The organism is Halorussus litoreus (assembly GCF_003382685.1).
Classification (GTDB): domain Archaea; phylum Halobacteriota; class Halobacteria; order Halobacteriales; family Haladaptataceae; genus Halorussus; species Halorussus litoreus.
This window is the reverse complement of sequence record NZ_QLVG01000001.1, coordinates 152,845-174,010: the sequence shown is the minus strand read 5'-3', so window position 1 is coordinate 174,010 and position 21,166 is coordinate 152,845. Positions and strand designations below refer to the sequence as shown.

The following is a 21,166-nucleotide window of genomic DNA, read 5'->3' as shown; positions in this document are numbered from 1 at the left end:
TTTCTCGCCGCCGCGGGTCGCGCGCTCGACGCTACTCCCGGATGACCAACGCTCTGATTCGAGTACCGGAGGTGTTTTGTAGCGAGGGCAGAGAGTGATATGTAGACGGCACGGTGGGGCAGCCACCTTTCGGCGCTCGTGGTTTCCACGCGCGTCACGGCCGTCCGACCTAAACCGTCTCTCTAACTTCCACGAGCGACGGCTGTCCCACTCGATATCACGTCTCCAGACCGTCAGAGGCGAGCTCGTAACTTCCCACTCACGCGCCGAACTGGAGCACCCACCACGCGAGGAAGACGACCCCGCCGCCGAGCGCCGTGCTCGCGACGGCGCGGGTCCGGAGCCGGTCGAGCAGCGCGTGGGCGTCGTCGTTGACGCTCGCGACCTCGTACACCTCGCCGCCGAGTTCGCAGCGCGGCAGGAAGTCCATCGCGATGTGGAGGAACACGCCCGCCGCGAAGCCGAACACGACCGCGTTCAGCGCGTCGCTGGAGGGGAGGTCGAGGAGCGCGGCCGGAATCGCAGTGATGCCCACGCCCGCGGCGGGGAGGAAGAGCACCGAGACCGGCTTACCCGACCGGCGGAGTCGGTCGGCCGCGGCGTACCCCGCCGGCCCCTTGTGCGAGACGATGGCGAGCCCGAGCAGCAGACCGAGGTCCGGCATATTTCCGTAGACGATGCCGATGATGGTTCCCGCAGCGAGCGCGTGAGCCGTCAGCTCCGCCGCGGTGTGGTCGAAGGGGAGATCGACGTGTGTCGCGCGGTGGCCCAGCGTGTGGGCCGAGAAGCCGACCAGGATGCCGAGCGCGACGCCGAACCCGCCGAACTTCGGATGGTGGCCGATGGCGTCGGGCACGATGAACGCGGCCGCGCTGGCGATCATCGCGCCGCTGGCGAGGCCGTAGCCCCAGACGAGCTTGCTGGCGTCGGTCGTGGCTCCCGACCGCTCGCCGAGCAGCGCCGCGCCCGCCATCGCGGCGAACGCGACCCACGCGATGGCGACGACCTTCTCGGCCTGCTCGACCCCCGAGACGAGCGCGAGCGGGGTGAGCGCGACGAGAGCGACCGGTCCGACGAGACCGAGGCGGGTGATTCGCATTCGTTGTTAACGAGAAACTTCGAATTAATAAGGGCGTCGGTCGCCCGGGCCGCTGCCGCGAGCTCGCGTGGGGAACGTTTCTCTTTGATAACACATATCTTATTCAATATATTTCCCAGTCGCTACGACGGGAAAAGGGACAAAGTACAACAGCGAGACGCGCGACAGTTCGACCATGGCACGAAAGGACTATCAGGAACAGCTCGACGACCTGCAGGAGAACGTCCTCTACATGAGCGAGGTGGTGATGGAACGGCTCCGGATGGGGATGGACGCGCTCGAACGGAAGGACGACGAACTCGCGTGGGAGGTCATCGACGGCGACGAGGAGGTCAACCAGCTGTACCTCGATCTCGAAGGCGACTGCATCGACCTACTGGCGCTCCAGCAGCCGGTCGCCTCGGACCTCCGGCTCATCGCGGCGTCGTTCAAGATCATCACCGACCTCGAACGCATCGGCGACCTCGCGACGAACCTCGGCGAGTACACCCACGAGGCCAACCACGACGTGTTCCCGGAGGTCGACATCCAGGAACTCGGCAGCCTCACCCTCGATATGATCGAGGACGCGATGAACGCTTACGCCGAGGCCGACCCGGAACTCTGTTACTCCATCGCGGACCGCGACGACGAACTCGACGAGCGCTGCGAGCGCGCGAGCGAACTCGTGGTCCGGGACCTCATCGAGACCGAACTGGAGAACAACACCGAGGAGGAGATCGAACAGTTGCTGGAGGACGTGTCGCGGCTACTGCTCACCATCCGGGACCTCGAACGTATCGGCGACCACGCGGTCAACATCGCGGCGCGGACCCTCTACATGGTGGAGAACGACGACGAGCTCATCTACTGAGACGACCTTTTCCAGCGGTCGAAAATTCGCCGAGGCGAAGTTTCTCCCTTGCAAAAGCTCGACCAAAAACACGGCGGTCGTCCCGGTGGTCCTCCTTTGGTCCGCTCACTCACGTCCGTTCGCTCGCGGGAGGATTGCTCGGGCGAAAACGGACCGGACCGGCTTCACCGCGACAGCGCCGACAGCGACGGCGTCTCCGCGCCCGTCCCAAGCATGAGCTTGGTGTACCACGCCGAGAGCCGCGCCAGCCCGTTGAGTAGGTGGAGCGACGCGACGCCGAGCAGCACGCCCGCGCCCGCGACGCCCAGCGCCTCCGCGAGGGTCGTCACCTGCCACGAGCCGACGTGGACGACCGTCTCGATACCGACCAGCAGGTTGCGCCACGCCAGGTACAGCGACGGGTGGAGCCGGAGCGGCGCGTCGGTCACGATGCCGACGTAGACGCCCGGCTGGTCGTAGACGAACGGGACGGCCAGCATGCTCACGGCAGTCACCAGCAGCGTGATGACCACCACGAACGACATCACGCCGACGAACAGCTTCGTCCCGAGGTAGACGACTGCCTTCCACGTCCCGGCATCGGTCACCAGCCGCTTCGCGCGTTCGAGGAGGGAGCCGTCGTCGGTCACTGCCGACCCCGGCGAGTCGACCTCCACGCCGAGCAGGATCGTGGCGATCTCGCGCTCGACGGTGGCGAGGCCGGTCGAGATGGCCAGCACCGCCAGCAGAATGGGAATCCCGATCACGGTGATGGTGAGGCCCACGCCCAGCGAGAGGCCGACCGAGAGGAATACGAAGTACGCCAGCCCGAGGGGGAACGCCAGCACGAGGTACAGCAGGTTCCGGTAGGTCTGGAGCCGGAAGGGGACGGCCAAGGCCGACCCGAACGACCGGGCCAGTCCCGTCGAAGCGTCGTCGATAGACATACTGGTTACTCGGAAGTCCTGTTCCAGTGCCAATAATTTTTCGGACGCTCGCAGGGGCAGCGACCGTCCGCAGTGTTTTACACGCGGGGGTACGAACCGACGGGCGGACGGCGATGGGACATTGGTTCGAATCGCTCGGCGCTCGCCTGCGGTCGTGCCCCCGGACTGGAGTCGGTCGTTCGCGACTCGACGCGGCCGGTCGGGAGCGATTGGACAGACGGAGGTATGCATCGTGAGCGACGCCGACGCCGAGGCGATGTTCGACCTGCTCGACGACGAGTACGCCCGCGACATCCTCGTGGCAACCTACCGGGAGGCGAAGTCGGCCGACGCGCTGGCGGAGGTCTGCGACGCCTCCCCGTCGACCATCTACCGCCGCGTCGAGCGGCTGGAGGACCAGCGACTGCTCGACGCCGAACAGCGCCTCGACCCAGACGGCCACCACTACGAGGTGTACGCCGCGTCACTCCAGCGCGTCACGGTCGAACTCACCGAGGACGGCATCGACGTCGCCGTGGACCGCGACGAGGACCCGGCCGACCGGTTCACCAGACTGTACGAGGGGTTCAAAGGATGATCGGGGACGCGCTCGCGGCGACGCCGAACGTCGCAGCCGGAACGACGGTGAGCGTCCCGCTACAGACCGCGGTCGGGGGCTCGGAGTCGGTCGTCGTGCTCGCGTTCGCCGGTCTGCTGATCGCGACGGGGCTGTCGATGCTCGTAGTCGTCCGGCTGGTGCAGGGCTACCGCCGGAACGGCACGCGTCCCATGCTGTACCTCGGTGCCGGCCTCGCCCTGCTGGTCACCGCGCCGATGGTCCTCCGACTGGTGCTGTCGAACCTCGTGGTCGCCTCGCCCGCGGTCCGGTCGCTCGCCACGGCCGGCCTCGAAGTGCTCGGCCTCGCGGCCATCCTGTACGCCATCTATGACCCCTGATTACGTCACACTCACGTCGGCGGTCGTGGCCGCCCTCGGACTGGTAGTCACGTACCACGCCTACCGAGGATACCGCCGTCACGGCAGCCAGACCATGGGACTGCTCGCGGTCGGCGTCGCGTGTTTCACCGTGGTCCCGTTCGTCGCGATCGCGCTCCTCTCGCCCGCGCTCGCGTGGTCCGACGGTGTGACGCTGCTGGCAGTCGTCGTCGCGTACAACGTCGGGCTCCTCGCTATTCTCCGGTCGCTCGACGGGGACTGACCTCAGAACGGGGTCCGGATTCCGACGCCGTTCGACAGCGACCAGTCGAACTCTCGTTCTTCGCCGTCCGCGAACGACAGTTCACAGGACCCCACGAGGAGGACCTCGTCGCGACGAAAGCCGTCCCATCGGGTTCGGTACCGGGCGTCGTCTGCGAGTCTCGCCTCGAAAGAGCCGTCCGGAACCGGTACCGTTGCCTCCGCGACCTCGACGCGGCCGCCATCCGTCGAGAGCGAGCGGTTCGCCGAGAGCTTCCCGTCGTCATCGTCGCCGACGTCGATTCCGTGTTCGAGCCACGTGAACCCCGGATCCTCCCGATAGAGTCCCCACGGGTCGACGCGGTACGACGTTCCGAGGAGGCGGCCGGCGCTCCAGAGGCGAAGCCGATAGCGGGCGTCGTCGAGTCGGTGGACGAGGACTGCGGCGTCCTGAACTGCGAGCCGTCGGTCCGGAACGACGGCCATGCGTCGCTCGAACGCCCCGACGAACTCGCCGGCGAGCGACCGGGGAGTGGACCACGGTAACGAAGCGGTGTCGTACCGCCCGCGCAATCGGTCGGCGTACGCCGCGTACTCGCCGGGGGCAACGAACACGTCGTCGTCCGGGGATTCGAGGTCGATGGTGTCGGTGAGGCTCCCGCCGACTTTCGTTCGGACGAAGCCGGCGTCGGCGTAGGCGGCGCTCGCTGCGATCGTTCCGAGGGCGGCGACGCCGCCGACTCCGCGGAGGAACGCGCGTCTGGAAGGCATCGCTCCGAATTGGCAGTCCGGTCCGATATGCGTTCCGTATCGGTGCGGGAGCTGACACCAGCGGAACGCCGCGCTGTGGACCCGAGCGAGCTTAAATATCTTCCCCCCAGTCGCCCCTCTAGCGACTCCCCGGGCCGGTTTACGGGCCGTGGGACAGTACTTTCGACCAGGTGAAACTGTGACGACATCGATCCGAGACGCCGCGACGACGTTCGTCGGCGTCCCCGCACGCACACAGACGTATCGTAATCTCGTGTACCTCGCCGTCGCCTTCCCGCTCGGGCTCGCGTACTTCGTCGGACTCACGTTCGGCTTCTCGCTGGGCGCGGGGCTCGCAATTACGGTCGTCGGCGTCCCGATGCTGCTCGCGACGCTGGCGGGGTCGACGCTGCTGACCCGCGTCGAAGCCGAGCTAGCGAATCGATTGCTCGGGACAAGTATCCACACCCGGTTGCCCGACGCCTCCGGCGGAATCCTCGACGCGGTCAAGCGCCTGGTGACCGACGCGAACACGTGGATCGGCGTCGCCTACCTGTTCGGCAAGTTCGTTTTCGGCCTCGTCTCGTTCACCGCGCTGGTCTCGCTGCTGTCGGCGGCCGGGTCAATGCTGGTCGCCCCGCTGACGTACTCCTCGGCGTACTACGTCGGCCCGCACTTCGGGACGCTGTCGGTCGGCCCGTTCGAGTCCGGCCGCCTCGTCGTGAACACGTTCGGCCGGGCCGTCGGCGTCGCGGTCGTCGGACTGGTGCTCGCGCTCGGGTCGCTCCATCTGCTGAACGCACTCGCGCGAGTCGCCGGAACCGTCACCGAAGCGCTACTGGACGTCTCCGAGGCACGCGACCCCTCCGGCGACCAAAACAGGTCCTCGGCCGACGAGAACGAATGCTCGGCCGACGCTGGCGGTGCAACTGTCGACGAGTCGGCGTCGGAATCGGAGTCGGAGTCAGAATCGGCGTCGGACGCGAACTGACACGGCAGTGTTTAGACACCGCGAGTAGCCGTTCGTTTCGATGCGTGAATCGACCCAATCCGAGTTGGACTGAAAGGGCGAGCGCGGTCCCGCGAACAATGCTCGCGGGACCGCGCTCGCCCTTTCGAAACCACGAAAACAGTTCTATCGGGAAGACAGTGCTATTGGCTACCCAGAACACCGCGAACTGAGGTCGAAGAATTCTACTGCAGTTCGGAGACGGTGACGCCACCGTTCTCGGTCTCGAACCGGAGTTCCGAACCGCCGTCGCCCAGCGTGCCCTCGACTCGCTCGGTGCTTCGGGTCGACGCCTCGAAGTTCGACACGTCGACCTCGACCTCGCCGTGGGTCGTCGTCGCCACGACCGAGGCGTCCACGTCCGGCGACACCGCGGCCGAGACGCTGCCGTTCTCGGTTTCTATCGTCGTGTCCCCGCGGATGGCAGGCACGTCGACCTCGACGCTCCCGTTCTCGGTCACCGCGCTGTCGACGCCGGTCATCCCGCGGGCCGTGACGCTCCCATTCTCGGTCTCGACCGAGAGGAAGCCGTCGACGTTCCGCACTTCGACGGAGCCGTTCTCTGTGAGCGCCGTCACGTCGCTCGCGATCCCCCGAACGTCGACGGAGCCGTTCTGGGTCCGGAGCTCGCCGAGGTCGACGCCCACGGGGAGCTCGACCGTCACGTCGACCGACGGGACGCCGCCGAGCCACGAGCCGTCGCCGGTCTTGCGCGTCTCGATGCGGAGCTGGCCGTCCGCGGTGGAGGTCGAGACGCTCACGTCGTCGAGGTCGGCGAACACCGACCCCGCCTTCTTGACGGTCTCGACGCGGATCTGATCGCCGTCGCTCGGTCGAACCGTCACGTCGCCGCTTCGTCCGTCCACGGCGACGGCCGACACCGAATCGGCGGCGAACGTCTGGTCGTCTTCGAGTCGCTTCCCGACGAACGGCGTCGCGCCGCTACAGCCCGAGAGGGCCGTGAGGGCGGCGGTACCGCCCAGCGCGAGGAACCGTCGGCGTTGAGTGTCCACGTTCATCACGTGTCGAGATAGTGGTCCGCCCACCTTAAAGAAGGGAACAGCGTCGCAGGGCCAGCGCCCGTCCCGAAGATTTATGAGTGGTGAGTGGACTGGGAGCTTTCTGGTACTGGAACAGGTGGTGCGTAGTTCCAGACTATCCGAACTTGCCGGTGATGTAGTCCTCGACGCGGTCGTTGTCCGGGTTCTCGAATATCTTGCCGGTGTCGTCGAACTCCACGAGTTCCCCGCCGGTGAGGAAGACGGCGGTCTTGTCGGAGATGCGGGCGGCCTGCTGCATGTTGTGGGTCACGATGACAACGGTGTAGTCCTCCGCGAGTTCGTCGATGAGGTCCTCGATCTGGGAGGTCGCCACCGGGTCGAGCGCGCTCGCGGGCTCGTCCATCAGGATGACCTCCGGGTCGACCGCGATGGCTCGGGCGATGCAGAGTCGCTGTTGCTGGCCGCCCGAGAGGTCGAGCCCGGACTCGTCGAGCTGGTCCTTCACCTCGTCCCACAGCGCGGCCTGCTTGAGTGCGTGCTCGACCTTCTCGTCCAAGTTCTCGGTCCGACCCTGCAGCTTCAGCCCGTACGCGACGTTGTCGTAGATGCTCTTGGGGAACGGGTTGGGCTGCTGGAACACCATGCCGATGCGCCGCCGGAGCGCGACCGGGTCGACGTCGTCGTCGTACACGTTCTTGCCCTGGAACAGCAGGTCGCCCTCCACCCGCGCGGCGTCGATGAGGTCGTTCATCCGGTTGATGCACCGGAGGAACGTCGACTTCCCGCAGCCCGACGGGCCGATCATCGCAGTCACTTGCTGTTCGGGAATCTGGATGCTGACGTTCTGAAGCGCCTGCGTATCGCCGTAGTACACGTCGAGGTCTCGGGACTCGATCACCGTGTGGGTCGCGCCAGTCGTACGGGTCGACTCGCCGGTCTCGACCGCCTCCGACCCGGGCGTCGGCGACGCTATCGATTGGTCGTCGTCGGTCTGGAAGTCGGTGTCGGTGCCGGTGTCGGACGTCGTCACGTTTTCGTTGCTCATGAGTTGTTATCTCCGTTGATAGCGGTTTCGGATGAGTATCGCCGCCGCGTTCATCGACAGCAGGACGACCAGTAGCGTCACCACGCCCGCCGCGAGGACGCCGTGGCGGAACTCCGCCGACGGCTCGCTCGACCACGCGAATATCTGGCGGGGCATCGCGCTGAACTGCTCGGTGAACGCGCCCGGCGCGTTGAACACCACGGCGGCCGCGCCGATCATCAACAGCGGCGCGGTCTCGCCGATGGCGCGTCCGAACGCGAGGATGGTCCCCGTCAGGATGCCGGGGATCGCCTCGGGCAGGACGACGTTCCGGACCGTCTGCCATCTGGTCGCACCCATGCCGTACGATGCCTGACGCATCGAGTCCGGCACTGCGCGGATCGCCTCCTGGGCGGAGATAATCACGATGGGGAGGATGAGCAGCCCGACCGTCAGCCCGCCCACGACGACCGATCCCGTGTTCATGTCGGCGTACCGGATGAACAGCGCCAGTCCGAGCAGTCCGTAGACGACGGAGGGAACCCCCGCGAGGTTCCCGATGTTCATCTCGATGATGCTCACGACCCGGCCCGTCGCCCCGTTGTCGGGCGCATACTCTTCGAGGTACAGCGCCGCCGCGACGCCCACGGGGAACGCCGAGACCACGATGACGAGCATCATCATGATAGAGCCGACCAGCGCGGGATAGATGCCCGCACGCTGGGGGAACCGCGAGTGGGGCTCGGTCAGGAACTCCCAGTCGAGCCACGCCGCGGGCCCCGTGAAGCCGTACGTCTCGACGACCACCGCAGCCACCGCAATGCCGACGTACGCCACGACCGGGAGCGCGAGCCCCGAGACGTTCTCGCCCGACCGGAGCACCGACTCGGCGTACAGCGCTGTCGGCACCGCGACCGACAGCGCCACGACGACGAGCAGGTAGTCGTCGACGCCGACCGCCGGGGCGAGGAGTATCGAGACCACGCCCGCCGCGAACGTGAGCGTGGTTGCGACCGCTCCTGCGCGTCGGCTCTCGTGCCGACGCGCGATCAGGATCCCGGTCGCCAGCGCGATCGGTCCCGCGAACGAGTACAGCATCATGGTCGGCCAGTTGAGCCAGAGCAGCGCGGACTGCAGGGCCGCTTCGAGGCTGGGCACCGCGCCGGGCACGCCGACGAAAGCGACCAGAGCCGCGAGCGCGACGACGCCAAACCGCTCGAACTCGACCGGGTCCGGCCGGACTCGTTGGTGGACCGCCCAGACCGCGACGACCGCGCCGAGCGCAGGCACCACTGCGAACCACTCGTGTGGCGGGAACACCTCGATCACGAGAATCGCGACGCCCGAGCCGACCAGCAGGCAGAACGCCGGCAGCGCGGTCGCGGTCGCGCCGACCCAGCCCGCTTCCCTGTCCCGGCGGACGTAGTACGCCAGTAGCGCCACGGTCGGCACCACCGCCGCGAGGCCGACGGCGAGGTACCAGCCCGCGTCGGCCGAGAACGGCCGGATGGCGTCGACCGCGACGTACAGCAGCAGCACGAACACCATCGAGATGCCGAACAGGGTCGCGCCGAGGCAGGCCCACTTGAACGCCGCGCCGCGGATTCGGTCTACTTCCTCGCCGGCTCCGTACCACGACTCGTCGCGTCCGGGGGTCTCGGTCGCCATTATCGGGTCACCTCCATCGTATCGCTTCGGAAATGGGCTCTCATCGGTACTCCTCCCGGTAGCGTGCGGCTACCACGTTACTCACTACGTTCATCGAGAACGTGATGACGAACAGCGTCAGCCCGATGGCGAACAGCGCCTGATACGCCGCGCCGTCGCCCGCGAGGTCGCTGGACGCGAGCTGGACCATCGCCGCGGTCATCGGCTGGGACGACTCGAACAGGCTCGGGATCAGCTTCGGGCTCATCCCGCCCGCGACCACGACGATCATCGTCTCGCCGATGGCTCGCGACAGCGCGAGGATGAACGACGAGAAGATGCCAGAGACGGCGGCGGGGATGACCACGCCCGTCGTCACCTCGAACTTCGTCGCGCCGAGGCCGTACGCTCCCTGTCGGAGCGAGTCCGGCACCGCGCTCATCGCGTCCTCGCTCAGGCTCGACACCATCGGGATGATCATCACGCCGACCATGATGGAGGCGCTGAGGAGATTGAACGTGCTCACCGGCAGGCCGACCGCGCGGAGCGCGGGCGTGAGGTAGACCAGCGCGAAGAAGCCGTAGACGACCGTCGGGATGCCCGCGAGCACTTCGAGCGCGGGCTTGAGTATCGACCGCACGCGGTCGCTGGCGTACTCGCTGAGGTAGGCCGCCGAGGCGGTCCCGACGGGCACCGCGACCAGCGCCGACAGCGCGGTCACCGCAAGCGTGTTCGTCAGCAGCGGGAGGACGCCGTACGTCTGATCGATCTTCGGACTCCAGTTCGTTCCCGTGAAGAACGCCACCGGCGACACGCGGGTGAAGAAGTCGATAGCGTCGAACAGTAACGTGGCGATGATGGCCAGCGTGACGACCACCGACAGCGCCGCGCAGCCGAACAGCAGCCACTCGATGGCTCGCTCTTTGACCGACCGGACGCGGTTCTGTCCGGCGAACGCCGGTCGGTCACGGTCCTCGCGCTCCGCTCGTCGGTCGTCGGCCGAAGCGTCGCTCATGGTGTCGTGGTCTCCGTGGTGTTCGTTTCGGTGGTGTTCGTTCCCTCAGTGGCAGTCCTCGTTTCCGTGCTCGTCGTCCCGTCGAGAATGTTCCGTAGCTTGTCCAGGTTCTCCTCGCGGAGTTCCTCGCTCGCAGGAACGTAGCCGATCTCCTTGACGAGGTCGGTCGCGGAGTTCTCGACGTAGAAGCGCATGAACTCCGCGACCTGCTCGTTCTCACGGACCGACGCGGCGTCGGGGTAGACGAACAGCGGCCGGGCCATCGGGTAGTCGCCGCTCCTCGCGTTGTCGAGGCTCGGCGGCGTGCAGTTGTCACGGTCTTCCACGGCGACTTCGAGGCCCTTGAGCCGGTCGCGGTTCTCCTCGAAGTGGGCGTATCCCATGTACCCCATCGCGTACGGGGAGCCCTCGACGCCCTGGACGATGATGTTGTCGTCCTCGGTAGCCTCGTAGTCGCTGCGGTGGGAACTGGCCTCGCCGACGACGTTCTCGGTGAACCAGTCGAACGTGCCCGACGTGGAGGCTGGCCCGTATAGTTCGAACGGCTCGTCGGGCCAGTCGTCGCGCACGTCGCTCCACTGCTCGGCCCCGTCCGGCCCCCAGATCTGGGCCAGTTCGTCGAACGTCACGCAGTCGACCCAGTCGGCTGCCTCGTTGACCGCGACCGTGAGCGCGTCGCCGGCCACCTCGAACTCGACCGGCTCGACCCCGTTGCTCGCGCAGTTCTCGCGCTCGCCGTCGGTGATCGGTCGGGACGCGCCGTTCACGTCGGAGTTGCCGGGACAGAAGTGGTTCTTGAAGCCGCCGCCGGTGCCGGTGGAGTCGACCGTCACGTCGACGCCGGCATATCGCTGCTGGAACTCCTCGGCCACGGCGACCGTGACCGGGTACACCGTGCTGCTCCCGGTTATCGTGACGTTGCCGGTCAGGTCGCTCTCGTCTGTTCCCGCCCGAGCGCCCTCGTAGCTGCGTCCGATGCAGCCGGCGACCGCCGACGCGCCGACCCCGGCGGCCGCGACGAGAAACTCCCGACGCCCCCGAGCGCCCGGACGCTTGGTTCCGTCCATCACGTAATGGATGGTCCTATCCCGGGTAAATACCCTACTATGATTTCTATATAGCAGTAGGTTGCCCCACTCTGTCATGGGGTTGGATTCTGACGCGAGTTCCGCGAAATGCCGTAACCAGGTCGTAACAGCCGTCTGAAGTGCTTTGTCTATGCCCTCCGAAACGGGGTCGAAACGGTTTTTTCCTCGATCTACCAGCTCGCAGTCCTGAAATAGAGCACCGTATATAGATACAGGTGGATTTATACCCATACCGGAGAAGGTACGGATATGGAGACGCGAAAGGTCCAGGTAACTGGCGGGTCGACGTTCACTGTCTCGATACCGAAGGACTGGGCGACCGACAACGACGTGTCGGCCGGGGACGAACTGGCGTTCTACCCGCAGGAGGGGTCGCTGGTGGTCTCGCCCCGGGAGTCCGACGACAAGTCCGAAGGCGTCATCGACATCACCGACCTGTACGGCGAGAGTCTCACGCGCACGGTGATGACCATGTACGTCAGCGGCTTCGACGTCATCGTGCTCGAATCGGCCCGCATCGACGCCGAGCAGCGACAGGCCATCCGGTCGGCGACCCAGAGCCTCGTCGGACTGGAGGTCATCGAGGAGACCGGCGACCGGGTCGTCATCCAGGACCTGCTCGACTCCTCGGAACTCTCGGTGTACAACGCGGTCACCCGGATGCGACTCATCGCGCTCAGCATGCTCGAAGACGCCGTGACCGCGGTGTGCGAGAACGACGACTCGCTCGCGGAGGACGTCATCGAGCGCGACGACGACGTCGACCGGCTCTGGTTCATGGTGTCGCGAATCTTCCGCGCGACGCTCCGGACGCCGAAGGCCGCCGAGGAACTGGGCATCCCGCGGGAGATCTGCTTCGACTACCACTCCAGCGCACGCCAGCTCGAACGCATCGCCGACCACGCGGCCAAGATGGCCCAGCACGCGCTCCAGCTCGGCGAGATCCCGCCCGAAGTCAGCGAGGCTCTCTCGACGCTCCACGACGACGCCGAGGGCATCGTCGACACCGCGATGGACGCCCTGCTGTTGGACGACACCGATCAGGCCGTCGAACTCGCCAACGACGCCCGCGAGCGCGTCCGGGAGATCGACCAGCACACCCGGACCGTCGACGACCGGATCCGCGACCTCGACGCTCAGCAGGCCCAGCTACTCGGTCTCGTCGTGGACTCGCTGTCCCGGACCGCCGACTACGGCGGCAACGTCGCCGAGACCGCGCTTCAGAAGGCCGCGCCCCGGCCCGAGAGCTGAGCGTCTCCCGACCGGACGTCTCCGACTGGCTCGCGAAGTCTATTTCTGACCTCGGTTCGCGAAGCCGACTTTGGTAACTGCTCTGCGAGCCGGCGTATCATTATTTCTGTTCGCGCGTGCAGCCGCTCGTTCGGACGAGCGGCCGCATGCGCGAACGAGTTACGATGACGTGAGCGAAGTAGGGCGGAACTCGATGACTTGGGCGAAATAGGGCGGAACACGATGACGTGAGCGAAGTCAGAGCTGAAGTCGACCGAACGCGCCGAAACCTACCGCTGAGAATCCCGCAGGATGAGCGGTCCGATGGCGAGCGTCCGCTTCGCCACGGTGAGGATGCGGAGGACGTACGAGACGAACAGCATGAACGGGAGCAGCGTCACCGCGAACGCGCCGCCGGTCACGAGCACGATGTCGGCCACGCCGAGCGTGGCACCCGGGAACGTCCCCGCGTCGACCACGCCGACCATGATGCCGGAGACCGCCAGCGCCGGGACCGCCACGTAGAGGATGAGCTGGGAGAGGTCGACGAGCGCCCACTGGAAGTACAGCGTCTTGACGTGCTCGCGCGCCGGGCCGAACAGCGACAGCGCCGTCTTCAGGTCGCCGAGCAGTTCGGTCTCGCGCTCGGTGACGCTGTCCTCGTAGTCGTTCGCGAGCTGTTCGACCCGGAAAATCTTCCAGCTGTAATTGAAGTCGAGCGCGGCGAACACCACGTCGAACGAGCCGAACTGCGCGCCGTCGAGCTGTTCGCGCACGGTCTCGGCGTTCCCCACCACGCTCTCGACGAACGCGTCGACCTCCTCGCGGAGCGCGTCGTCGCGCGAGTCGTCGACCTCCTCGCGGAGATTCTGGGCCCGCTCGGCCGTGACGCCGAGGATCTCCGACAGGAACTCGGCCGGCTCCGCGGGACTCGGCGAACCGATCAGCTCCTCCGTGAAGTCCCGAACGTCCATCGTATTGCTCATCCGCTTGCGCTGGTCGCCGAGGGGACCGTTCTCCTGCGTGAGGACGAGCTGGCCGATGGTGACGACCAGCGTCGTGCCGGTCACGATGACGGTGATCATCGTCGAGAACAGCGTCTCGATCACGTCGCCCGACGCGACTTGCTGGGCAAACGGCGGCGAGAGCACGGCGACTCCGACCACGAACGAGACGAACAGCGACACGGTCAGGACGGCGGCGAGGAGCAGCCGATTCGCACCTAATAGCAGCCAGAGCTTCACGCGGCTCTCGTCGGCGCGCTCGCGCATCGTGTCGGCGGTCGTCCCGTCGGCCTCGTCAGTCATGATCGCTCGCCGACGCCGGTCGCTTGAAGACGAGATACTTGGTGCCGCCTCCCTCGTACTCGACGGTGCTCACGAGTTCCCAGCCCGCCGCGCCGAGTTCGTTCAACTCCGCCTTCGGGTCCGTGGCCTCCTTCTTGGTCTCGTTGCGCGGCGGCCGGAGCGTCTCGTACTCCCAGCGGACGGGGTCTGGCTCGGACATACCGGACTGCTACGTGCTGGAACCCCGTATACGTCGGTCCTCGACACGGAAAACAACCCTCGACTTTCACGACGACTTCTGGACCGCGTACCTGAATGACTGCCCCGTACTGACTAGCTGAGCGACAGGAACCGGTTCCGGTGGGTGAGACACAAGCCGACCGCCAGCGGGACGGTGACCTGATCGAAAAATCGGATGGATGGGTGGGAATCGTCGGCACCAGCGCCGAACGGCGTGCAGCTCCGGCCGTAGCTCAGAGTTCGCCGAGCTTGCGCAGGAGCTGACCCTCGTACTCGCGGTCGCTCTCGACGCCCTTGAGTTCGAGCACGTTGCGCTCCAGTTTGTCGCGCGCGACGTTGAACGCCTGTTCGGCCCCGTAGCCCTCGCCCGACCCGGCCACCTGTCCGCGGTTGGTCCGGAGTCGGATCTTGGCCTGGATCAGCGGCGTCCCGCGGAGCTTCTCCTTGTGCTCGTGGAACCGGACGTGAGCGTGGCGGACCTGCATCTTCCCGTACTTGTCGGCGATGCTCTCGATGCCCGTTCGGACGCTGTCCCTGCTGAGGGTGTCGAGCAGTTCCACGTTGGTGATCTGAACGTCCATCACGTCCTCCTCGGTGTACGTCAGCGCGCGGAGCACGTCGGTCTTGGTGACGACGCCCTCGACCACGCGGTCGTCGTCCGAGGGCGTGACGACGAGGCCCGAGAAGTCGCTGTCGAGCATGCGCTCGACCGCGTCGCGGACGGACTCGTCGGTCGCGGTCGTCTTCGCGGGGCTGGACATCACGTCCGAGACCGGCAGGTCGAGCAGCCGGTCGCCCTCGCCCGAGCGGTCGCCCCGGGTGGTCTTCTCGACGCTCCGGGTGGCGAACTCAACCACGTCGTGGGTCGTCACCACGCCGGCCAGCAGGCCGTCGTCGTCGACGACCGGGAGCCGCGAGACGCCGTGTTCGCGCAGGCGGTTGATGGCCTGCCCGAGCGTGGCCTCCTCGGAGATGGAGACGACGTTCTCGGTGTAGATGTCCGCGACGGTGAGCGTGTCGAGGTGTTCGAGCACCGCTTCGAGGATGAGGTCCTGGTTCACGACGCCCCACAGCGACCCGGACTCGAAGACGGGCGCGACCTTCGTGCCGCCCTCCACGAGCGCGCGGGCGACGTCCCGCACGTCGTCGGTGCGCTCGACTCGCGGTGCCGGTTTGGTGAGCGTGTCGATCTTGGTGTGGTCCTCGATGTGCGAGCGAAGCAGTTGCTTCTGGGTGATGACGCCCACGTACTCGCCCGCTCGGGTCACGATGATCCCCTTGGGGTTGTCCTCCTCGAACACCGAACGGGCCTTTCCGACCTTCGACTCGGCTTCTAACTCGATGTACTCCGACGTTGCGATGTCAGCGATGTCCATCTCGTCTCGACATACGCATGGCCCGATAATGAAAGTTGGCCGCGTTCCCGACTGCCGGGAATGGCCCGTTTCGCTCCGCGGCGACCCCATTTCACTCCGCGATAATTCGTTCCGCCCCGGAGTTACTTGAGGCTGGCCGGCGAACGCCCGCGAGTGATACCGGACATCGGGGCGGCTTTCGGCGAGTACACGTACCTCGCGACCGAGATCGTGTGGGGGTCGGTCGCGCTCTGGTTGCTTTATCGGGTCGATGCGGTCGGTCAAGCCGGGCGAACCATCGTCGCGCTCTACCCTATCGCGTACCTATGGGACTGGTACACCCTGCATATCGGCGTGTTCGCCATCGAACTCCGGACCGGGGTCGACCTTCTCGGCATTCCCATCGAGGAACACATCTTCATGGTGGTCGTTCCCGCGCTGGTCATCGGCCTCCACGAGACTCTCCGCGCGTGGAGCGAGCGCGACGGCGAGTCGAACGCCGAAAATTGGCAGTAAGGATCGATTACCGCAGGACTGCGTCGGTGTGGGGCTGGCGTGCAACGGTTCGTAAGCAATGGTTTCCGAGAGGTAAATGGTGAATAACAAAGGCTAATCCGGGCTATATGTTCTATCCATGCTGGGTTACGAGCAAGGGGTGGCAAAGTAATGAGCACCATTGGTGACTCATCCGGTACAGGAAGCACGGAGCCGGAGGGAACTCCGGACCGAGAGAACTCGACCGTCGCGGACTCGCAGGTCCCCGACATCGTGGACTCCGACGAGGAGGAGTCCGAGGAAGAGCGGCTCTCCCGCGATCTCGTCTTCGACGTGCTGAAGAACAGACGCCGTCGGTACGCCCTCCACTATCTCAGGCGCGCGGAGGATACGGTGCAGTTGTCCGAACTCGCCGAGCAGGTAGCGGCGTGGGAGAACGACATCGAGGTCGAGGCGATCTCCGCGGCCGAGCGAAAGCGGGTGTACACCGCGCTCTACCAGTCGCACCTGCCGAAACTCGACGACGCCGACATCGTCGACTACAACCAGAACCGGGGCATCGTCGAACTCTCGGATGCCGCCGACCAGCTCGACGTGTATCTCGACCTCGAGACCGGACGCGACGTGTCGTGGTACAACTGGTACCTCGGCACCGCGGTGGCGGGCTTCGGCCTGCTCAGCGGCGCGTGGCTCGGGCTCCCGCCGTTCTCCGCGATGGCGGACGTGCTGCTGGCGACGGTCGTAGTCGCCGCGTTCGCCGCGGTCGCGGTCGCGCACACGTACCACGCCCGTCTCTCGAACACCGCCGGCGAGACGCCGCCGGAGGTAGCCGAACCCTGACCATGGAGAAGTTGGCCGAAACCGAGGCGAGCGAGTCCCCCGAATCCCGCGATGATGTCGCGACCGCGACGGCCACAGCGCCCGACGCGTTCGCCCCCGCCGGAACGCAGACGCTGGTCCGAACCGAGGCGAGCGCGGACCCGCTGGCCGTCCTGCCAGAGCGAGCGTTCGACAACCTCCTCGTGGTCACCGCGCGCGACCACCCGAGCAAGCTCCAGCGCCACCTCGAGCGCGCGAATCACGACCCGTCCCGCGTCGGGGTGGTCCCGGTGGTCCCCGCCGCCCGCGATTACGACGGCGACCTCTGGACGACCGACCCCGTGAGTCCGAACGACCTGACCGGCCTCGGAATGCGGTTCTCCGACGCGCTCGAACACGTCGAGTCCGGGACCGGCTGGGTGCTCGTGGACGCGCTCGGCGTCCTGCTGATGTACGCCGACGACTCGCGAGTGTGTCGGTTCTTCCAGACGGTCACGAACCGAGTGCGCGCGAGGGAGGTCCACGGCGTCTACTGCGTGAACGGCGGCGCGGTCCCCGAGGGAACGTACGAGCAGTTGCGAGGGCTGTGTGACGCAGAACGGAGCGAATAGCGGGCGAAGCCGGGGCAGTGCAGATGCACCCGACCACCTGTTTCTCCGAACACTATCGCTCGGACCACCGAGGGTACTATCGCACCGGGGGTTCAAGCACGACCGTACTCACGATGACCACCCCGAATCCGGACGACTCCTCGGCCAGTAGCGGGCGACCGAATCGGTCCGAAATCGCCGACCTCGCGGCCGCCCTCGTGTCCATCCCGACAGAGAATCCGCCGGGAAACGAACGGGCGTGCGCTGAGTTCGTCGTCGAGTGGTTCGCCGAGCGCGGCATCGACGCCCGCCTCGTGGAGAAGCCAGATCCGGATCGAGCGCAGGCGGTGGCGTGGGTCGGCGACGATCCAACTGGCGAGCGCGCCGCCACTCCTGCCGGCGAGCGCGCCGACTCCGCGGTCGCGGAGTCGGCGCGCTCGCCAGCAGACGGCCGCGCTCCTGACGCAACCAACCCGGCCGCCACGACCCTCGTCCTGAACGGCCACCTCGACGTGGTCCCCGCGGGCGACCGCGACCAGTGGAGCCACGACCCCTTCGCGGGCACCATCGAAGACGGCCGGCTGTACGGCCGGGGGAGCGCCGACATGAAGACCAACCTCGCGCTCGGCATGCTGACCCTGCGTGACCTCGCGCCCGCGTTCGAGTCGGGCGACCTGGACGGCTCGCTGGTCTTCCACGCCGCGATGGGCGAGGAGACGGGCCACGCTGGTACCCAGACCTTCATCGAGGAGGGGTACGGCGGGGATCTCGCGGTCGTGCTGGAACCGACCGACTTCCGCGTCGGAACGAGCGCGAAAGGGGTGGCGACCTACCGAATCGGCGTCGCGGGGTCGGCCTCCCACGCGAGTCGCCCCGATCAGGGAACCAACGCAATCGACGCCGCCCGGCCGGTGTTCGACGCCGTCGACGACTACGACGCGACCCTGCGCGAGCGCGCGGACCCGCTCGTCGGGCAGGCGTACGCGACCGTCACGGAGTTCGAGGCCGGGACCGACTCGAACATGGGGGTCATCCCGGAGCGCGCCGAGTTCTTGCTCGACCGGCGCGTCCTGCCCGACGAGGAGTACGAGGACGTGGAGGCAGAGGTCGAGGCGTTGCTCGCGAACGTGGAGCAGGAGACGCGAAGCGAGTCGAACGGCGGCGTCGAGACCGACCTGTCGCTGGTCCAGTACTACGCGGCCGCCGGAATCGACGCGGATCATCCGCTCGCGGAGCGGTTTCGGGACCTCTCGGTGGCGCGAGCGAATGCGCCTGCCGAACCGTGGGGGCTGGAGGCCGCGACCGACGCCCGGGAGTTCGTGGCCGCGGGGACGCCCGCTATCATCTGGGGCCCGGGCGAACTCGCGCAGGCCCACACCGTCGACGAATCCGTGGACCTCGACGACGCCGCGCTCGGACTGGATATGTTGAAGGAAGCCGTGGAGGGCGTGCTGTCGGACTCGTAGCTGAATGAATCTGGAGCGTCGGGAAGATGCGACTAACAGCGGGCTTTCAGTCCACCAGGCGATAGATCGATCCGGCGGTCGGTACTCGTAATTGGTCGCGCTTCTCCGACGAAAGCCCCTCTACAATCAAAACAATTATCTTGAGAAGGCAAGCTGGTTCGGAGTATGGCGACCGAACTCGCGCAACTGTACTCCGACCTGCTCGCGCCGGAGTACTTCGTGCTCGTCTGCACGCTCGCGCTGCTGGCTTTCGAGTGGCGCGTCGATGATCGGCCGACCGGCTCTCGCCGCGCGGCGACCGGGATCGCCGCTCGCCTGCTGGTCGTCGTCGCCGCGTGGGCGGTCGCGTTCGCCATCTACGAGTCGACCGTGCTGCTGTTCGACCCGGTGCCGTCGTGGGGCGAGGACTTCACCGGGAGCCTCGGCCTCGGCGCCGGCATGCTCCTCGTCGGCGGGGCGTGGTGGGCGCGCGACTGGGGTCGCCACCTGCCAGCGTACGCTGGACTGCTGGTCGCGCTCACCGTCGTCCACACCGCAGTCACGCCGTTCTGGGACGTGTCGAGCCACGTGGCGTACGCCGTCGCGCCCGCGGGGTACCTCCTCGCGGCCGACCGGCGGTTCGCGCCGCTGGTCGTCCTCGCTCTCGGCATGGTGCTCGCGCGACCGCTCGCGGGGGCGCACACGTGGCCCGAGTCGGTCGGCGGACTCGTCCTCGCCGGCGCGTTCCTCGCGGGACTCCGGTACTGGACGGCCCGGCGCGGTCGGACGGCCGATGCGGCCGAGCGGCCGGCCTGACCGGGCGGTCGACGCGGCCGAGCGGCCGGCGTAATTCGAGTCGGGCCGAACAATCGGATTCCAACACACTTATCCTGTCCTGTCGTAACATCCGGCTGTCACACTCAACCATGGCACAAAACGCTGCTGGCACGATGCTGCTGGTCGTCTACCTCGCGATCATCGTCACGGTGATCGCGGGCACGTGGAAAGTGTTCACGAAGGCCGACCGCGCGGGCTGGGCGTCGCTCATCCCCATCTACAACCTCTACGTGATGTTGAAGATCGGCGGGAACCCGTGGTGGTACCTCCTGCTGATGATGGTCCCGCTGGTCAACCTCTACGCGCTCGGCAAGATGTACATCGACCTCGCGCGAGCGTTCGGCAAGGGAATCGGCTACGGTCTCGGCCTCTGGATCCTGCCGTTCGTCTTCTTCCCGCTGCTCGGGTTCAGTGACGCGCAGTACCGCGGCGCGGGCGGTGGCGGCGGTCGCGGCGGCGGTGGCGGCGTCGGTAGCCACTCGTCGCTCTGAATCGCGCGCCGTCCGAACTCTTATTTTTGACGACCGCACTCACAGCGAGACGGTGTCGAGGCTCGCGTCGAGGTCCTCGACGTGGTCGTTGTACGCTTCGACGAACGCGGGCACGTCCGCCGCGAGGGCGCGCACGTCGGGAGCCGACGGCTGGGCGTACTGCGACAGGAGGTAGATGCCGCCCTCGCCGCCGACCCGGAGGTACGACGCGCTGCCGTCCTCCCACTTGAGTTCCCACCGCGAGCCCGCGACCCGGGCTGCGAAGCTCCCGTACTCGTCGCCCTCGTACCGCGCCAGCTCGCGCGCCATCCGGTCGGCGACCCTGCGCACCCGGCCGAGGACGCGCTCGCGCTCGGCCACGACCGACTCCGTCGAAGCGACTGCCGGGAAGTCGGTCGCAACGTCTTCGAGCACGCCGTCGAGCGACTCGACGTACCGGTTGAACGCCGCGACGAACGCGTCGTAGTCAGCTAGCGCGGTCTCCAGTTCTTCGGGGTCGGGCGGGTGCTGGGTCGAGACGACGTAGGTGTCGACCCGCCGCCCCTCGAACCGGAGGAACTGGAGGTCACCGGCCTCGTACTTGAGCGTCCACTCGCCCTCGTCGGTCTCGAAGCTCCGCTTGCCGTAGTCGCCGCCCTGCAAGCGTGCGAGTTCTCGGGCCATCTCTCCCGCGTGGTCGCGGACCTGCTCGACCACCTCGTCGCGTCGCTCGGCGGCCTCCTCGGCCGAAGCGACCTCGCTGTTCGTCGGTTCGGTCATCGTCGTATCGAGGGACCTACGGGACATAACC

The 21,166-nt window shown here is 66.9% G+C and carries 24 protein-coding genes; 12 read left to right on the top strand and 12 right to left on the bottom strand.

Features of this window, described 5'->3' with window-relative positions; all coding sequences use genetic code 11:
- Positions 1-259: 259 nt before the first annotated feature.
- Complete coding sequence (locus DPQ64_RS09660; protein WP_115864143.1) at positions 260-1,099, bottom strand: ZIP family metal transporter; 840 nt, start codon at positions 1,097-1,099, stop codon at positions 260-262.
- 175 nt (positions 1,100-1,274) lie between these two features.
- Between DPQ64_RS09660 and phoU the strand changes: the two genes are divergently transcribed.
- Positions 1,275-1,952 (top strand): phosphate signaling complex protein PhoU, encoded by a 678-nt coding sequence (gene phoU, locus DPQ64_RS09655; protein ID WP_115864142.1) that lies wholly within the window; start codon positions 1,275-1,277, stop codon positions 1,950-1,952.
- Positions 1,953-2,116: 164 nt separating this feature from the next.
- Here phoU and DPQ64_RS09650 read toward each other — a convergent pair whose 3' ends face one another.
- The gene (locus tag DPQ64_RS09650) at positions 2,117-2,878 is read right to left on the bottom strand and encodes a sensor domain-containing protein (protein ID WP_115864141.1); all 762 of its coding nucleotides are present in this window, start codon (positions 2,876-2,878) and stop codon (positions 2,117-2,119) included.
- A gap of 232 nt (positions 2,879-3,110) precedes the next feature.
- On the opposite strand from DPQ64_RS09650, the gene DPQ64_RS09645 reads away from it, so the two are divergent.
- The 3 genes from DPQ64_RS09645 to DPQ64_RS09635 are packed head-to-tail and all read left to right on the top strand — an operon-like array spanning position 3,111 to position 4,076.
- Entirely contained in the window at positions 3,111-3,455 is a 345-nt protein-coding gene (locus DPQ64_RS09645) for an ArsR/SmtB family transcription factor (protein ID WP_394338834.1), read from the top strand.
- Positions 3,452-3,814 carry a hypothetical protein gene (locus DPQ64_RS09640; protein WP_115864140.1) on the top strand — a complete coding sequence of 121 codons (363 nt, stop codon included), beginning with the start codon at positions 3,452-3,454 and terminating at the stop codon, positions 3,812-3,814. Before DPQ64_RS09645 ends, DPQ64_RS09640 begins: the two co-directional genes overlap by 4 nt.
- Positions 3,804-4,076 carry a DUF7521 family protein gene (locus DPQ64_RS09635; protein ID WP_115864139.1) on the top strand — a complete coding sequence of 91 codons (273 nt, stop codon included), beginning with the start codon at positions 3,804-3,806 and terminating at the stop codon, positions 4,074-4,076. Before DPQ64_RS09640 ends, DPQ64_RS09635 begins: the two co-directional genes overlap by 11 nt.
- Positions 4,077-4,078: 2 nt before the next feature.
- On the opposite strand, the gene DPQ64_RS09630 is transcribed toward DPQ64_RS09635, so the two are convergent.
- Positions 4,079-4,825 (bottom strand): hypothetical protein, encoded by a 747-nt coding sequence (locus tag DPQ64_RS09630; RefSeq protein ID WP_232820537.1) that lies wholly within the window; start codon positions 4,823-4,825, stop codon positions 4,079-4,081.
- 178 nt (positions 4,826-5,003) lie between these two features.
- On the opposite strand from DPQ64_RS09630, the gene DPQ64_RS09625 reads away from it, so the two are divergent.
- Positions 5,004-5,795: a sensor domain-containing protein gene (locus DPQ64_RS09625; RefSeq protein ID WP_157971657.1), complete on the top strand. Its 792-nt coding sequence runs from the start codon at positions 5,004-5,006 to the stop codon at positions 5,793-5,795.
- Positions 5,796-5,998: 203 nt separating this feature from the next.
- Here DPQ64_RS09625 and DPQ64_RS09620 read toward each other — a convergent pair whose 3' ends face one another.
- The 5 genes from DPQ64_RS09620 to DPQ64_RS09600 form a co-directional block, all read right to left on the bottom strand.
- On the bottom strand, positions 5,999-6,832 hold the full coding sequence (locus tag DPQ64_RS09620) for a DUF4097 family beta strand repeat-containing protein (protein WP_115864137.1): 834 nt from the start codon (positions 6,830-6,832) through the stop codon (positions 5,999-6,001).
- A gap of 136 nt (positions 6,833-6,968) precedes the next feature.
- Entirely contained in the window at positions 6,969-7,859 is an 891-nt protein-coding gene (gene pstB / locus DPQ64_RS09615; RefSeq protein WP_115864136.1) for a phosphate ABC transporter ATP-binding protein PstB, read from the bottom strand.
- A 6-nt stretch (positions 7,860-7,865) separates the two neighbouring features.
- Positions 7,866-9,506 carry a phosphate ABC transporter permease PstA gene (gene pstA, locus DPQ64_RS09610; protein ID WP_115864135.1) on the bottom strand — a complete coding sequence of 547 codons (1,641 nt, stop codon included), beginning with the start codon at positions 9,504-9,506 and terminating at the stop codon, positions 7,866-7,868.
- Between the two features lie 40 nt (positions 9,507-9,546).
- The gene (gene pstC, locus DPQ64_RS09605; protein WP_115864134.1) at positions 9,547-10,500 is read right to left on the bottom strand and encodes a phosphate ABC transporter permease subunit PstC; all 954 of its coding nucleotides are present in this window, start codon (positions 10,498-10,500) and stop codon (positions 9,547-9,549) included.
- Entirely contained in the window at positions 10,497-11,567 is a 1,071-nt protein-coding gene (locus DPQ64_RS09600) for a PstS family phosphate ABC transporter substrate-binding protein (protein ID WP_115864133.1), read from the bottom strand. Before DPQ64_RS09600 ends, pstC begins: the two co-directional genes overlap by 4 nt.
- A gap of 270 nt (positions 11,568-11,837) precedes the next feature.
- Between DPQ64_RS09600 and DPQ64_RS09595 the strand changes: the two genes are divergently transcribed.
- Complete coding sequence (locus DPQ64_RS09595) at positions 11,838-12,839, top strand: phosphate uptake regulator PhoU (protein WP_115864132.1); 1,002 nt, start codon at positions 11,838-11,840, stop codon at positions 12,837-12,839.
- 269 nt (positions 12,840-13,108) lie between these two features.
- Here DPQ64_RS09595 and DPQ64_RS09590 read toward each other — a convergent pair whose 3' ends face one another.
- From DPQ64_RS09590 to DPQ64_RS09580, 3 genes are all read right to left on the bottom strand, one after another.
- Positions 13,109-14,125 carry a hypothetical protein gene (locus DPQ64_RS09590; RefSeq protein ID WP_115864131.1) on the bottom strand — a complete coding sequence of 339 codons (1,017 nt, stop codon included), beginning with the start codon at positions 14,123-14,125 and terminating at the stop codon, positions 13,109-13,111.
- Positions 14,118-14,324 (bottom strand): DUF4177 domain-containing protein, encoded by a 207-nt coding sequence (locus DPQ64_RS09585; RefSeq protein WP_115864130.1) that lies wholly within the window; start codon positions 14,322-14,324, stop codon positions 14,118-14,120. Before DPQ64_RS09585 ends, DPQ64_RS09590 begins: the two co-directional genes overlap by 8 nt.
- A gap of 253 nt (positions 14,325-14,577) precedes the next feature.
- Positions 14,578-15,720, bottom strand: coding sequence for a CBS domain-containing protein (locus DPQ64_RS09580; RefSeq protein WP_115864129.1), 1,143 nt, complete (start codon positions 15,718-15,720; stop codon positions 14,578-14,580).
- Positions 15,721-15,873: 153 nt separating this feature from the next.
- On the opposite strand from DPQ64_RS09580, the gene DPQ64_RS09575 reads away from it, so the two are divergent.
- The 6 genes from DPQ64_RS09575 (at position 15,874) to DPQ64_RS09550 (ending at position 20,376) form a co-directional block, all read left to right on the top strand.
- Positions 15,874-16,215, top strand: coding sequence for a lycopene cyclase domain-containing protein (locus DPQ64_RS09575; protein ID WP_115864128.1), 342 nt, complete (start codon positions 15,874-15,876; stop codon positions 16,213-16,215).
- Between the two features lie 150 nt (positions 16,216-16,365).
- Positions 16,366-17,034 carry a DUF7344 domain-containing protein gene (locus DPQ64_RS09570; protein ID WP_115864127.1) on the top strand — a complete coding sequence of 223 codons (669 nt, stop codon included), beginning with the start codon at positions 16,366-16,368 and terminating at the stop codon, positions 17,032-17,034.
- Positions 17,035-17,036: 2 nt separating this feature from the next.
- Entirely contained in the window at positions 17,037-17,624 is a 588-nt protein-coding gene (locus tag DPQ64_RS09565) for a DUF7504 family protein (protein ID WP_115864126.1), read from the top strand.
- A gap of 113 nt (positions 17,625-17,737) precedes the next feature.
- Entirely contained in the window at positions 17,738-19,069 is a 1,332-nt protein-coding gene (locus DPQ64_RS09560) for a M20 family metallopeptidase (protein ID WP_157971656.1), read from the top strand.
- Between the two features lie 165 nt (positions 19,070-19,234).
- On the top strand, positions 19,235-19,864 hold the full coding sequence (locus DPQ64_RS09555) for a hypothetical protein (RefSeq protein WP_198662075.1): 630 nt from the start codon (positions 19,235-19,237) through the stop codon (positions 19,862-19,864).
- Between the two features lie 110 nt (positions 19,865-19,974).
- The gene (locus DPQ64_RS09550; RefSeq protein WP_115864124.1) at positions 19,975-20,376 is read left to right on the top strand and encodes a DUF5684 domain-containing protein; all 402 of its coding nucleotides are present in this window, start codon (positions 19,975-19,977) and stop codon (positions 20,374-20,376) included.
- 39 nt (positions 20,377-20,415) lie between these two features.
- Here the strand turns inward: DPQ64_RS09550 and DPQ64_RS09545 are convergent, their stop codons facing one another.
- Complete coding sequence (locus DPQ64_RS09545) at positions 20,416-21,135, bottom strand: hypothetical protein (protein WP_115864123.1); 720 nt, start codon at positions 21,133-21,135, stop codon at positions 20,416-20,418.
- Positions 21,136-21,166: the final 31 nt, after the last annotated feature.